The sequence below is a fragment of the Aeromonas sp. ASNIH8 genome (assembly GCF_002919855.1).
In the GTDB taxonomy this organism is placed as follows: domain Bacteria; phylum Pseudomonadota; class Gammaproteobacteria; order Enterobacterales; family Aeromonadaceae; genus Aeromonas; species Aeromonas caviae.
On sequence record NZ_PQLN01000054.1, the window covers coordinates 21,508 to 34,524 of the forward strand.

Below are 13,017 nucleotides of genomic sequence, written 5' to 3' on the forward strand. Positions count from 1 at the left end.
ATCTTATGAATCTCATTTCAGGGCTACTGTCACATCTCACAGGGGCGGCCCCGGAGACGGGCCCCCTCCATGGGGGCGGTCGGGTTGTCCTCTGGCGCTCCCTTGAGTAGCATTCTTGCTGAACTCCCTTTTTTCATAAGGAATGCTGATGAAGACGCTGGACTACAAGCTGCTGCTGGCCCTGGACGCGGTGATCCGGGAGCAAAACTTCGAGCGTGCCGCCCAGCGCCTGCACATCACCCAGTCCGCCATCTCCCAGCGTATCAAGCAGCTGGAGCAGCAGTTTGCCGAGCCGCTCATCATCCGCAGCCAGCCGCTGCAGGCCACGGGGCTCGGCCAGAAGCTGCTGGCCCACTATCGCCAGGTGCGCCAGCTGGAGCTGGAGCTGGCCGGCGAGCTCTCCCCCGACGAGCCCAGGGCCCCCATCCGGGTTAGCATCGCCGTCAATGCCGACAGCCTGGCCACCTGGTTCCTGCCCGCCCTGGCGCCACTGCTGGAGCAATACCCCATCGAGCTGAACCTGCTGGTGGATGACGAGAGCCGCACCCTGGACCGGGTGCGCGAGGGGCAGGCGTTCGGCGCCGTCAGCCTGCAACCCCAGCCGCTGGCGGGCTGCTGCGTCGACGAACTCGGCGAGATGCGCTATCTGCTCACCGCCAGCCCCGCCTTCGTCGCCCGCCACTTCCCGAACGGCCTCACGGCGGCGGCCCTGGCCAAGGCGCCGGCGGTGGCCTTCGATCAGCGCGACGACATGCACATCAGCTACATGGCCCGTCATTTCGCCCTCCCCCCCGGTGGCTACCCCTGCCACACGGTGCGATCCTCCGAGGCCTTCGTCGCCATGGCGGAGCAGGGGCTGGCCTGCTGCCTCATCCCGGAATTGCAGATCCGCCAGCAACTGGAAGAGGGGCGCCTGCTCGATCTCAACCCGGATCACCACCTGGTCGAGCAGCTCTACTGGCACCGCTGGGTGCTGGAGCGGGGGCTGCACAAGCAGATATCCCAGCGCCTGATCCAGCAGGGGCGACGGGCACTGCAACCCCGTTGAGGGGGCCATTCACCTTGGCTTTGGGGGGGTAAAAACGTATAGTGCTGGGCGATTAACCATCAGGTCTCCACTCAGGTTCCCCATTTATGTTCCAAGACAATCCGCTGCTGGCCCAGCTCAAGCAACAAATCCGCGAAAACATCCCCAAGAAAGAGGGTGTGATCCGCGCCTCCGATCGGGGCTTCGGCTTCCTGGAGGTCGATGAGAAGACCAGCTATTTCGTGCCGCCTCCCTACATGAAGAAGGTGATGCACGGTGACCGGGTGAGCGCCCTGATCCGCACTGAAAAAGAGAAAGAGGTGGCCGAGCCGGATGCCCTGCTGGAGCAGGCCGTCACCCGCTTCGTCGGCCGCGTCAAGATGTTCCGCGACCGCCTCAACGTGGTGCCCGACCACCCCCTCATCAAGGACGCCATCAAGGCCCGCGCCAAGAAGGGTCTGGACGAGAAATCCTTCAAGGAAGGGGACTGGGTGGTGGCGACCCTCAAGCGCCATGCCCTGGTGGACGGCAACTTCTCCGCCGAGATCACCCAGCTCATCGCCACCCAGGAAGATCACAACGTGCCCTGGTGGGTGGTGCTGGCGCGCCACAACCTGGCCCAGATTGAACCGGCGGACCTGCCGGAGTGGAAGGTGATCGAAGAGGAAGAGCTGCCCCGCCGGGATCTGACCCAGGTTCCCTTCTTCACCATCGACGGTGCCAAGACCAAGGACATGGACGATGCCCTGGCCATCACCAAGCTGGAGAACGGCTGGGAGCTGCTGGTGGCCATCGCCGACCCGACCGCCTATGTGGCCGAGGGGAGCGAGCTGGACAAGGAGGCCGCCCAGCGCGCCTTCACCGTCTACATGCCGGGACGCAACGTACCCATGATCCCGCGCACCCTCTCCGACGAGCTCTGCTCCCTGAAAGAGGGCGAGGAGCGTAACACCCTGTGCGCCCGTCTGCTCATCGCCGAGGATGGCCTGCTGCTGGAGGAGACCGAGTTCTTCGCCGCCCGCATCGTCTCCCATGCCCGCCTCACCTATGACGACGTCTCCGACTGGGCCGAGCACGGCAAAGCGCTGGATATCGACGCCGGCGTCCTGGCCCAGCTGCCCCTGATGAAGGCGATGACGGAGGCCCGCATCAAGTGGCGTACCGAGCACGCCCTGGTGTTCCCGGACAGACCCGACTACGACTTCGAGCTGGGTGAAGACGGCGAAGTGCTTGCCATCCACGTGGAGCCGCGCCGCATCGCCAACCGCATGGTGGAAGAGTCGATGATCGCCGCCAACATCTGCGCCGGCCGCGTGCTGGGCAAAGAGGTCGGCTACGGCATCTTCAACGTCCACACCGGCTTTGACGAGGAGTCCCTGGACGGCGCCATCGAGCTGCTCAAGACCGCCGAGGCCCCGTTCGAGAAGGAAGAGATCGCCAGCCTCTCCGGCTTCTGCGCCCTGCGACGCTGGATAGACAACCTGGACACCCGCTGGCTGGACGGCAAGATCCGCCGCTTCCAGAGCTATGCCCTGATGTCCGCCGAACCGGGTGCCCACTACGGCCTGGGTCTGGATGCCTACGCCACCTGGACCTCCCCCATCCGCAAATACGGCGACATGGTCAACCATCGCCTACTCAAGGCGGTCATCGCCGGCAAGACCCCGGGTGAGCGCCCCAGCCTGGAGCTGACCGAGCACCTGACCGCCTGCCGCCGCCTGCACCGCATGGTGGAGCGCGACATCGGCGACTGGCTCTATGTGCGCTACCTCAAGGCCGATGCGGGCACCGACAAGGTGTTCAACGCCGAGATCATCGACGTGATGCGAGCCGGCCTCAAGCTGCGCCTGCAGGAGAACGGCGCCGTGGTGTTCATGCCCGCCCGCCATATCCTGGACAACAAGGATCGGCTGGAGTGCAACTGGGACAACGGCCGCGTCTATCTGGACAAGACCGAGGTGGTCTACGAGCTCGGCCAGATCATCGAGGTGAAGCTGACCGAGGCGGTGGAAGAGACCCGCTCCCTCATCGCCAAGCCGGCGGTGGATCTGGTGCCAGGTCCGGCACCGGTCGCCCCGACCAGCGAGGCCGATGCCGCGCCTGCCGACGAGGCCCCCAAGGCGCAGTGATCCCCCTGCTTGTCTGCTCTGCACAAGCCCGCATCCTGCGGGCTTTTTTTATGGCTGCGCTCCACGGGCAGACGGAATGGGAGACCCGCTCGCAGGCCCCAGCCTGCGTCGCTACCGGCAGGGAGGAGCGAGACGGGAGCGGATCAGGATCCGCCACCCGGGCGTCACAAGAGGCCTTGTCGGAACCGATCCTCTCGGGGAAAAAACTGAAAGTGGGCTACAAAATAAATGATTCATTGGTGATTAACGATGAAATGCGGCATATCCATCGTCATTACTTGCGAATACGAGGCGACAAACCATGACTCATTTGAGTGCAAAATTTGATTTTGTGACGATAGTCACGTTGACACCGTATTTGCGCAAACCACAAAACGAGACATCAATCACAAAAAATTGACACCAAGAGGCGAGAAGATCGAAATGTAGCCGAAATACAGCGACTGACTGTGATCGTCATCACTATGTCGGGAGGGGGGAGGTCGGGGCATTTGAGATCCAGGTCACAAGACACCCCGTTTTCAGCCTAATTTGATCACAAGCTGGTAGATTGAAGTTGCTTAGACGACTGGGATGGGAGTTCGGCAAAACTCGTCATCCCGACTACCACTTTTAATCACACAGGCTTAAAACGGGGTCCCGACATGTTATCACCGGATACCAAAGTCAAGATACAGAATTTTGGACGCTTCCTGTCCAATATGGTCATGCCCAACATAGGCGCCTTCATCGCCTGGGGCTTCATCACTGCCCTCTTCATCCCCACTGGCTGGCTGCCCAATGAAACCTTGGCCAAGCTGGTCGGTCCCATGATCACCTACCTGCTGCCGCTGCTCATCGGCTATACCGGCGGCAAGCTGATCGGGGGTGACCGGGGGGCCGTGGTCGGTGCCATCACCACCATGGGCGTCATCGTGGGGACCGACATCCCCATGTTCATGGGCGCCATGATGGTCGGCCCGCTGGGTGGCTGGGCCATCAAGCGCTTCGACAAGGCGATGGAAGGTCGCGTCAAGAGCGGCTTCGAGATGCTGGTGAACAACTTCTCCGCCGGCATCATCGGCATGTTGCTCGCCATTCTTGCCTTCTTCGTCATCGGTCCCTTCGTCAAGGTGCTCTCCGGCGTGCTGGCGAGCGGTGTCGGCTTCCTGGTGGACAACCACATGCTGCCCCTCACCTCCATCTTCGTCGAGCCGGCCAAGATCCTGTTCCTGAACAACGCCATCAACCACGGCATCTTCTCGCCGCTCGGGATCCAGCAAGCCACCGAACAGGGCCGCTCCATCTTCTTCCTGATCGAAGCGAACCCGGGTCCGGGCATGGGCGTGCTGCTGGCCTACATGGTGTTCGGCCGTGGCGCCGCCAAGCAGTCCGCAGCCGGTGCGTCCATCATCCACTTCTTCGGCGGCATCCACGAAATCTACTTCCCGTACGTGCTGATGAACCCGCGCCTCATCCTGGCGGTGATCGCAGGCGGCATGACCGGGGTCTTCACCCTGACCCTGTTCAACGCCGGTCTGGTCTCCCCCGCCTCCCCGGGCTCCATCTTCGCCGTGCTGCTGATGACGCCGAAAGCCGCCCTCATCGGGGTGCTGCTCTCCATCATCGCCTCCGCCACCGTCTCCTTCCTGGTCGCCGCCGTGTTCGTCCGTGCCCAGCAGCCGGAAGCCGACGAGGCCGATGCCCTGGGTGAAGCCACCCGCAAGATGAAGGCCATGAAGGGTACCAAGCCCGAGACCACCGCCGCCAAGAAGCCGGAAACCGAGCTGACCGCAGTGCGCAACATCGTCGTCGCCTGCGATGCGGGCATGGGCTCCAGCGCCATGGGCGCCGGCATGCTGCGCAAGCGGGTGCAGGCCGCCGGTCTCGACATCAGCGTCACCAACCGTGCCATCAACAACCTGGACGATCAGGTGGATCTGGTCATCACCCACAAGGATCTCACCGACCGTGCCCGTCGCCATGCGCCGCATGCACAGCACATTTCGCTGACCAACTTCCTCGACAACGCCCTCTATCAGGAGCTGGTGCAGAACCTCAGCCTGGCCAACGCGGCCAACGATGACGTCGCCAACCCGCAACTGCTGGTGGCGGCCAACGACGATAGCTACGAGCCCCAGGAGCCGGAAGTCTTCACCCTTAGCCTGCAGGACGTGCACCTGGGCCTCAAGGCCGATAGCAAGGAAGCCGCCATCGTGACCGCCGGCAAGCTGCTGGCCGAGCGAGGCTATGTGGCACCGGACTACGTCGACGCCATGCTGGAGCGCGAACAGCTGGTCTCCACCTACCTCGGCGAATCCATCGCCGTGCCCCACGGCACCATCGCCGCCAAGGAGCACGTGAAGCGTACCGGCATCGTCATCTGCCAGTACCCGGCCGGAGTCGCCTTCGGCGAGGGCGCCGATGAAGTGGCGCGCCTGGTCATAGGCATTGCCGCCCGCAACGATGAACACATACAGGTCATAACCCGCCTGACCAATGCACTGGATGAGCCCGGTCTCGTCGACCGTCTGGCCAGCACCCAGGATCCCCAGGAGTTCCTGGATCTGCTGGGGGCCGAGCAGGCCGCGTAATCATCCGTCATCGTCTTTGGTTGTAGAGGTTAATATCATGAAAACATTGCATTTTGGTGCCGGCAACATCGGTCGGGGCTTCATCGGCAAACTGCTGGCTGACGCCAGCCATCAGGTCACCTTCGCCGACGTCAACGAGACCCTGATCGACCAGCTCAACCACCGCCAGGAGTACAAGGTGCACGTGGTGGGCACGGATCAGAAGCTGGACGTGGTGCGCAACGTTGCCGCCGTCAGCTCGGCCGGACACGAGGTGATCGCCCGTATCATCACCGCCGATCTGGTCACCACGGCGGTCGGCCCCAACATCCTGGACAAGATTGCCAGCACCCTGGCCAAGGGGCTGCAGGCCCGCTTCGATGCCGGCAACCTGACTCCCCTCAACGTCATCGCCTGCGAGAACATGGTGCGCGGCACCAGCCACCTCAAGGAGGAGGTACTTAAGTACCTGCCGGTCGCGTATCATGCCACCCTCGAGCAGTGCGTCGGCTTCGTCGACTCGGCGGTGGATCGCATCGTTCCGCCCGCCGCGGCGAACGATGATCCCCTGGAGGTGACGGTGGAGAGCTTCAGCGAGTGGATCGTCGATCGGACCCAGTTCAAGGGGGAGCTGCCCCAGGTGGCAGGCATGGAACCCACCGACAACCTGATGGCCTTCGTCGAGCGCAAGCTGTTCACCCTCAACACCGGCCACATCGTCACCGCCTACCTCGGCAAGCTCAGGGGCTATCACACCGTGCGCGAGGCGATCGAGGATCCGCTGATCCGCAGCAAGGTGCGCCGCGCCATGGAGGAGAGCGGGGCCGTGCTGGTGAAACGCTACGGCTTCGACCCGCGCCTGCACGCCGCCTACATCGAGAAGATCCTCTCCCGCTTCGCCAACCCCTATCTGGTGGACGAGATTGACCGGGTCGGTCGCCAGCCGCTGCGCAAGCTGGCGGCGGGGGACAGGCTGGTGAAGCCGCTGCTCGGCACCCTGGAGTACGGCCTGCCGAGCGATCACCTGCAGGAGGGCATCGCCGCCGCACTGCATTACCGCAATGAGGACGATCCCCAGGCGGTGGAGCTGCAGGCCATGCTGGCGGAACTTGGTCCGGCACGGACACTGGCCCGCGTCACCGGCCTGGATGAGCACAGCGATGTGGTTCGCACCATCGTCGCCCGTTACAACAACTTGAAGTGACCTGATGGGGTGGCGTCACACCGCCCGTGACGGACCCCATACGATACAAACCGGGGGAGGGCCTGCTCTCCCCCTGTCAGCCGGACCCGAAGCACTTATGACCACACACCAGGAAGATGAAGTACTGGAGCGACTGAACGAGCAGGATGGCCCCCGCGGCTTCTTTCTCGAGGTCGTGACCATCCTGGAAGAGGCGGTCGACTCCCTGATGCGACGAGCCTTTCGTCAGGAGGAGTATGCCGTCAAATACGCCATCGAACCCCTGCTCAACCAGAGCGGCCCCCTCGGCCAGCTGGAGGTGCGCCTCAAGCTCATCTTCGCCCTCGGCCTCATCTCCCTCGAGCGCTATCAGGATCTCGAGGCGTACCTGAAGATCCGCGACTTTCTGGTACGCGACCCCAAGGATTACCGCTTCAGCGACAAGCCGGTCCGCGATCTGCTCGAGCGCCTGAATGCCATCCAGCAGGGCAGCATGATGCCGCAGGATCCCCCGGCCAACGAGGAGGACTGGCCCCTCTACCAGATGCAGCTCAACCGGCTCGATCAGATGGTGCGCTCCGCCCTGGTGCTGGCGGTGACCGATTGCGTCACCGAACTCCACAAAGAGAGCCCCATCTGATCTGAGCGGCTCTCCCCTGCACGCCTGGCGGGTGTCATCTTGCCCCCCTTCCCCGCTACACTAGGTCCAACCCCATCACCTGTACGAGGTTGGCATGATTGCTCTCTCCCTCGCCGGAATAGCCCTCATCTCCCTGCTCGCCCAATGGCTTGCCTGGTCCGTGCGCGTTCCCGCCATTTTGTTCCTGCTGCTGAGCGGCCTCTTGCTCGGCCCGGTGACCGGTCTGCTCGATCCCGATCAGTTGCTGGGGGATCTGCTGTTTCCCCTGGTCTCCCTCTCGGTCGCCATCATCCTGTTTGAAGGGGCGCTGACCCTGCACCTGACCGAACTCAAGGGGATCGGCAAGGTGGTACGCAACCTCTGCTCCACCGGCATGGTGACCAGCTTTGCCGTCATCGGCGCCGCCAGCTACTTCCTGCTTGGGCTGGACTGGCGGGTCGCCATGGTGCTCGGCGCCGTGCTAGTGGTGACCGGCCCCACGGTGATCGCCCCCATGCTCAACGTGATCCGCCCGGTCCGAGAGGTGGACAAGATCCTCCGCTGGGAGGGGATCGTCATCGACCCCATCGGCGCCCTGTTCGCGGTACTGGTGTTCGAGGCGGTGCGCCTCGGCAGCCAGGGGGATCTGGTCGGTCATACCCTGCTGGCCCTGGCCAAGACGGTGGGAGTGGGGTCGCTCATCGGGGTCGGTGCCGGCTGGCTCACCACCCTGCTCATCCGCAAGGACTGGCTGCCGGTCAGCCTGCACAAGTTCGGGGTACTGGCGCTGGTGCTGGTGACCTTCACCCTGTCTGACTGGCTCAGTCACGAATCCGGCCTGCTGGCGGTGACCGTGTTCGGCATCTGGCTCGCCAACCAGGAGGGGCTGGATCTGGAGGAGGTGCTGGCCTTCAAGGAGGATCTCGCCGTCATTCTCATCTCCTCCCTCTTCATCCTGCTGGCGGCCCGCCTCGATCTGGCCCAGCTCTGGCAGCTCGGCCCCATGGTGCTGGCCCTGCTGTGCGTGGTGCAGTTCGTGGCCCGCCCGCTCTGCATCCTGGTCTCGACCCGGGGGTCGGACCTGCCCTGGCGCGCCCGCGCCCTGCTCGCCTGGATAGCCCCCAGGGGCATAGTGGCGGCGGCGGTCAGCGCCTCCTTCGCCATCAGCATGCACGAGGCCGGCATCGAGGATGCCGACAAGCTGGTGCCCCTGGTGTTTGCGGTCATCATCTTCACCGTGGTACTGCAGAGCCTGACGGCCACGCCATTGGCCAGATTGCTCGACATGCGCCAGAGCGCCCCCAATGTCTGGCTGCTCATCGGCGCCAACTCGGTGGCCCGGGCCATCGGCAAGGCGCTGGCGGACCAGGGGATCCCGGTGCAGCTCTCCGATCCTGCCTGGGAGCACTGCAAGCTGGCCCGCATGAGCGGCCTACCCTGCTACTTCGGCAACCCCCAGTCGGAGCACGCCGAGCGGCACCTGCCCCTCACCAGCATCAGCACCGTGCTGGCGCTCTCTCCCAGCCGCCACAACAACGCCCTCGGGGTGCTGCACTTCGCCCACCTCTACGGGGAGGAGAAGGTCCACTCCCTGCGTTCCAGCGAACATCACGGCAAGGCCAACCGGGAGAGCGCCACCTTCCGTGCCCGCCAGAACCTGTTCGGTGCCGACATCAACTTCGCCAGGCTGAGCGGCCTGCTGAGCCGGGGCGGGCAGATCAAGGCGACCCGCCTGAGCGACACCTTCGACTGGGACCAGTATCAGGAGGCCAATCCCGGCGCCATTCCTCTGTTCGTGCTGGATGCCAAGGCCAGACCCAGGGTGGTCACCGGCCCTGTCACGCCGCTGCCCGGGGAGCTGCTGATCGCCCTGCAACCGCCCCGTGAGGGGGCGACGGCGCCCTGATCCGATGACGGGAAGGAGAACTAGACTTGAGGGTGGCGCCATGAGTCATAGGAGGATGTCATGACAGTCAGTGAATTGCGCACGCTTCACCAGCAGCACAGGTTCAAGGAGGCGGAGATCATGCACGACATCGTCTCCCCCGGCTGGATCGTGGAGTTCAGGGGGCAGGACGGCCACCTCTACGTGATGACGGACACCCTGGGGTGCCCCATGAGTTTCTCGTCCACCGAGGAGGCACGGGACCACATCCACCTGGTGGCCGACTGCCCCGTCCAGGTCGAGCACCTCTACCGCTTCTTCGAACGCTGAGCACCCATCGAAAAAGGCTCCCGAGGGAGCCTTTTCTCATTCCGGCTGCGTGGACTCAGCCTCCTTTCCCTCCAGCCGCCTCACCGGCTTTTGCAGAATAAGGTTCGCCGGATAGGTGACCAGATCGCCGTTGTCATCCCGCACCCGCACGTAGAAGAGACCGATCTCGGTGATGATGCCGGTGACGGAGTCATCCTTGTCGAGGATGCGGATGCGATCGCCAATCTTGTAGGGGAAGGCGAAGAAGATGGTAATGCTGGCGGTGATGTTGGAGAGGATCGACCACTGAGCCACCATGGCGACCCCCAGTACCGCGAAGAAGGAGGAGGCGAGCACCACCAGCCGGGAGAAGTCGAGCCCCCAGACCCCGGCCAGGATCAGCAGGGTGGCGCAGCCCAGCAGGAAGTGGAATACGTGTTCCACGTAGAGTACCCGGTTCTCGCTCACCTGCCGGCTCTGGCCAAGGGCCATCAGGCTCTTGTGAATGAGGCCGCGCACCAGGGTGTGCCCCAGCAACAGCAGCAGAGTCACGCCAAAAGATTCCCATGTCGTCATGTTCACTCCTTACCACCAGCGCCTGTGCTTGAGCCAGACCGCCAGTCCGGTCGCCAGCACCAGCAGGAAGCCACAGAACACCCAGAAGGCGGTCGGACTCTCGGCCCCGGGGATCCCCCCCAGGTTGATGCCGAACAGGCCGGTCAGGAAGCTGGCTGGCAGGAACAGCAGCGCCATCACCGACATCTGGTAGGCGCGGCGGTTGGTCGCCTCCGCCATCAGGTTGTTGATCTCGTCCGCCAGCACGGCGGTGCGCGCCACCCCGGCATCCAGATCGTCGAGCCAGCGCCGCAAGCGGTCGGCGATGTCGAGCAGGCGTCGCCTGTCATCTTCGTCCAGCCAGCTGATCTTCTCGTTGGCCAGACGCGCCACCAGATCCCGCTGGGGGGAGAGGTAGCGACGGATCATGATGAGCTGCTTGCGGATGCGCGCAAGCCGACCGTTGGCGGGTAGGTCGCGCATCAGCACCATCTCCTCCAGATCCAGGATCTGGTCGTGCAGCTCCTCGACGAACTCCCCGGCCCGGTCGGTCAGGGCGTCGCATATCTCCACCAGCCAGTCGGCGGGTGTGTCGGCACCGCCCCCCAACGACAGCTGCTCGAACACATCTTTCTCGGAGAGCAGCGGACGACGTCGGCTACTGATGATGAGATCCGGCGTGATGAAGATCCGCAGGGCAACCATCTCTTCAGGCCTGTGATCCTTGTTGTGGTTGATGCCGCGCAGGATCAGCAGCACCGTCTCCCCCATCCGCACCAGCTTGGGACGATTGCTCTGGCCGAGCAGGGCCTCCCGGGCCGCCTCCCCCAGCAGCGGCGTCTGCAGCAGCCAGCGCGCCGACTCCGGGTTGCCGTAGTCCAGATGCAGCCAGCCGGGCTGGGCACAGGGGATCTCGCTACCTTCGGCCAGCGGGGTCATGCCCCCCTTGCCGTCCAGGGTCAGGCCATAAATCACGTCACCGGGCACCCGATCCATCTCGTCTCCTTCTCGTTTCATGTGCAGGCCCCAGCTTACACCAAAGGCGGGGACGACTCAGCCCCGGGGCAGCCGCCCCGCGCCAGCCATGCTAAGATGCGCCACCCGTTCCAGACACAGGAAGCCATGCCATGCCCATCTGGGTTGATGCCGATGCCTGCCCCATCCCGGTCAAGGAGATCCTCTACCGCGCCGCTCACCGCGCCCAGGTGGTGACCACGCTAGTGGCCAACCAGGGGCTCAGAGTCCCCCCCTCCCCCTTCATCAAGACCCAGCAGGTGGAGAAGGGCTTCGATGTGGCAGATCATGTCATCGCCCAGCAGGTCAAGCCAGGCGACCTGGTGATCACCGGCGACATTCCCCTCGCCTCCTGGGTCATCGACGCCGGGGGCGAGGCGCTCAATCCCCGGGGCGAGATCTACACCCGGGAGACCATCCAGGCACGGCTCGGGATGCGCAACTTCATGGAGGAGCTGCGCTCTGCCGGCGTCCAGACCGGTGGTCCTGCGCCCTTCAACGCCGCCGACAAGCAGCGCTTCGCCAATGCGCTGGACAAGTGGCTGGTCAGGGGCAAGCTGAGCTGATCACCCTCTCCCCGGCCCACCGCCGGGGAGAGCCATTCATTTCCCTTTTCCCTTAATTCTTCCTTAATGCGCCTTGATTAGCCTTGCGACTGTTGACCCAACCACCCGCAAGGAGCAAGCAATGAAACTGACCCCCCTGTTGTTACTGATCCCCCTGTTGAGCGGCGCAGCCCTGGCCGACCCCCAATGCACCCAGGCCGACAAGAGCAAGTGGATGAGCGAAGCCGACGCCCAGCAGCAGATCAAGGCGATGGGCTACGACATCAAGAAGTTCAAGGCCACCAAGACCGGCTGCTACGAGATCTACGGCTGGGACAAGGAGAAGCGCAAGGTCGAGATCTACTTCGACCCGACCGACCTGAAAAAGGTGAAAGAAGAGATCGACGAGTAACGCCGCCCCGGGCCGGTCTTCCCCCGGCCCCCACCATGGAGCCTTGCCATGACACCTGCCTCTGAAGTGAAAGTCTGGGATCCCCTCATCCGGGTGTTTCACTGGGCGACCGTCACCCTCTGCCTGCTCAACTTCTTCGTGCTGGAAGAGGGCAGCAAACCCCACAGATATGCTGGCTACGCGGTGGGCATCCTGCTCATCATCCGCCTTCTGTGGGGGCTGGTCGGCCCCTATTACGCCCGCTTCGGCCAGTGGTGGCCAACCCCTGCCCGTGTCCGCTACTACCTGCGCCAGCTCGCCCAGGGGCGCCACCCCTACTACCTCGGCCACAATCCGGTCGGCTCCCTGATGATCTGGTTGCTGCTGCTGTCCCTGGTCGGGACCGTCGTCACCGGCTGGCTCACCACCTGGGATGCCTTCTGGGGCGAGGAGTGGCTGGAGGAGCTGCACGGCATCATCGCCAACACCCTGATGGCCGCCGTTGGCGTCCATGCGGCCGTGGTACTCCTGACCGATCGCCTCACCCGCAGCGATTTGGTCCGCGCCATGGTGCTGGGCAAAAAGCGGGTCCCCGCCAACATCAAGGTGGAAGACCCCCGCGCTTGATGGCCGGGCTGCCGACCAGTCCCCTCCTCAGTTCACCCACTCATCTGCCCAAAAAAATCTATGGTCACCCCCTTTTTTGCAACCTTGATTTCGGGTGTTGTGGTTGGCTTGCTTAAATCTATCCGGCGTCTTGATGGAGAATGTTCTCCGCGCCACGATGAGAATCGCGCCTGACTGTCCT

Annotated in this window: 12 protein-coding genes; 10 read left to right on the plus strand and 2 right to left on the minus strand. The window is 63.8% G+C overall.

Translation table 11 applies throughout. The features are described 5' to 3' along the window. Positions 1–148 precede the first annotated feature (148 nt). The 7 genes from C3418_RS14550 (at position 149) to C3418_RS14580 (ending at position 9,725) form a co-directional block, all read left to right on the plus strand. Positions 149–1,048 carry a LysR family transcriptional regulator ArgP gene (locus tag C3418_RS14550; RefSeq protein WP_010672764.1) on the plus strand — a complete coding sequence of 300 codons (900 nt, stop codon included), beginning with the start codon at positions 149–151 and terminating at the stop codon, positions 1,046–1,048. Between the two features lie 86 nt (positions 1,049–1,134). Further along, the gene (locus tag C3418_RS14555) at positions 1,135–3,156 is read left to right on the plus strand and encodes an exoribonuclease II (RefSeq protein WP_103858784.1); all 2,022 of its coding nucleotides are present in this window, start codon (positions 1,135–1,137) and stop codon (positions 3,154–3,156) included. Between the two features lie 644 nt (positions 3,157–3,800). Further along, positions 3,801–5,729, plus strand: a complete 1,929-nt coding sequence (locus tag C3418_RS14560) for a PTS mannitol transporter subunit IICBA (RefSeq protein WP_103858785.1) — start codon at positions 3,801–3,803, stop codon at positions 5,727–5,729. Positions 5,730–5,766: 37 nt separating this feature from the next. Continuing rightward, positions 5,767–6,912, plus strand: a complete 1,146-nt coding sequence (locus C3418_RS14565) for a mannitol-1-phosphate 5-dehydrogenase (protein ID WP_042015428.1) — start codon at positions 5,767–5,769, stop codon at positions 6,910–6,912. 97 nt (positions 6,913–7,009) lie between these two features. Further along, on the plus strand, positions 7,010–7,531 hold the full coding sequence (locus tag C3418_RS14570) for an MltR family transcriptional regulator (RefSeq protein ID WP_010672759.1): 522 nt from the start codon (positions 7,010–7,012) through the stop codon (positions 7,529–7,531). A gap of 94 nt (positions 7,532–7,625) precedes the next feature. After that, entirely contained in the window at positions 7,626–9,416 is a 1,791-nt protein-coding gene (locus C3418_RS14575) for a sodium:proton antiporter (RefSeq protein WP_048208982.1), read from the plus strand. A gap of 60 nt (positions 9,417–9,476) precedes the next feature. Further along, positions 9,477–9,725, plus strand: coding sequence for a hypothetical protein (locus C3418_RS14580; RefSeq protein ID WP_103858786.1), 249 nt, complete (start codon positions 9,477–9,479; stop codon positions 9,723–9,725). 36 nt (positions 9,726–9,761) lie between these two features. Here C3418_RS14580 and C3418_RS14585 read toward each other — a convergent pair whose 3' ends face one another. Beyond that, positions 9,762–10,280 (minus strand): mechanosensitive ion channel domain-containing protein, encoded by a 519-nt coding sequence (locus tag C3418_RS14585; protein WP_039039767.1) that lies wholly within the window; start codon positions 10,278–10,280, stop codon positions 9,762–9,764. A gap of 9 nt (positions 10,281–10,289) precedes the next feature. After that, positions 10,290–11,255 carry a zinc transporter ZntB gene (zntB, locus tag C3418_RS14590; protein WP_174213885.1) on the minus strand — a complete coding sequence of 322 codons (966 nt, stop codon included), beginning with the start codon at positions 11,253–11,255 and terminating at the stop codon, positions 10,290–10,292. Positions 11,256–11,386: 131 nt separating this feature from the next. On the opposite strand from zntB, the gene C3418_RS14595 reads away from it, so the two are divergent. The 3 genes from C3418_RS14595 (at position 11,387) to C3418_RS14605 (ending at position 12,836) form a co-directional block, all read left to right on the plus strand. Beyond that, entirely contained in the window at positions 11,387–11,839 is a 453-nt protein-coding gene (locus tag C3418_RS14595; RefSeq protein ID WP_039039769.1) for a YaiI/YqxD family protein, read from the plus strand. A 121-nt stretch (positions 11,840–11,960) separates the two neighbouring features. Then, positions 11,961–12,230, plus strand: coding sequence for a PepSY domain-containing protein (locus tag C3418_RS14600; RefSeq protein ID WP_010672753.1), 270 nt, complete (start codon positions 11,961–11,963; stop codon positions 12,228–12,230). Between the two features lie 48 nt (positions 12,231–12,278). Continuing rightward, positions 12,279–12,836 carry a cytochrome b/b6 domain-containing protein gene (locus tag C3418_RS14605; protein WP_041214375.1) on the plus strand — a complete coding sequence of 186 codons (558 nt, stop codon included), beginning with the start codon at positions 12,279–12,281 and terminating at the stop codon, positions 12,834–12,836. Positions 12,837–13,017: the final 181 nt, after the last annotated feature.

What these genes read in the sequence shown, in the direction of transcription:
- C3418_RS14575 (WP_048208982.1), top strand. Translation starts at nt 7,626, where the DNA reads ATGATTGCTCTCTCCCTCGCCGGAATAGCCCTCATCTCCCTGCTCGCC.
- C3418_RS14550 (WP_010672764.1), top strand. Translation starts at nt 149, where the DNA reads ATGAAGACGCTGGACTACAAGCTGCTGCTGGCCCTGGACGCGGTGATC.
- C3418_RS14560 (WP_103858785.1), top strand. Translation starts at nt 3,801, where the DNA reads ATGTTATCACCGGATACCAAAGTCAAGATACAGAATTTTGGACGCTTC.
- C3418_RS14565 (WP_042015428.1), top strand. Translation starts at nt 5,767, where the DNA reads ATGAAAACATTGCATTTTGGTGCCGGCAACATCGGTCGGGGCTTCATC.
- zntB (WP_174213885.1), bottom strand. Translation starts at nt 11,255, where the DNA reads ATGGATCGGGTGCCCGGTGACGTGATTTATGGCCTGACCCTGGACGGC.
- C3418_RS14600 (WP_010672753.1), top strand. Translation starts at nt 11,961, where the DNA reads ATGAAACTGACCCCCCTGTTGTTACTGATCCCCCTGTTGAGCGGCGCA.
- C3418_RS14570 (WP_010672759.1), top strand. Translation starts at nt 7,010, where the DNA reads ATGACCACACACCAGGAAGATGAAGTACTGGAGCGACTGAACGAGCAG.
- C3418_RS14585 (WP_039039767.1), bottom strand. Translation starts at nt 10,280, where the DNA reads ATGACGACATGGGAATCTTTTGGCGTGACTCTGCTGCTGTTGCTGGGG.
- C3418_RS14580 (WP_103858786.1), top strand. Translation starts at nt 9,477, where the DNA reads ATGACAGTCAGTGAATTGCGCACGCTTCACCAGCAGCACAGGTTCAAG.
- C3418_RS14555 (WP_103858784.1), top strand. Translation starts at nt 1,135, where the DNA reads ATGTTCCAAGACAATCCGCTGCTGGCCCAGCTCAAGCAACAAATCCGC.
- C3418_RS14595 (WP_039039769.1), top strand. Translation starts at nt 11,387, where the DNA reads ATGCCCATCTGGGTTGATGCCGATGCCTGCCCCATCCCGGTCAAGGAG.
- C3418_RS14605 (WP_041214375.1), top strand. Translation starts at nt 12,279, where the DNA reads ATGACACCTGCCTCTGAAGTGAAAGTCTGGGATCCCCTCATCCGGGTG.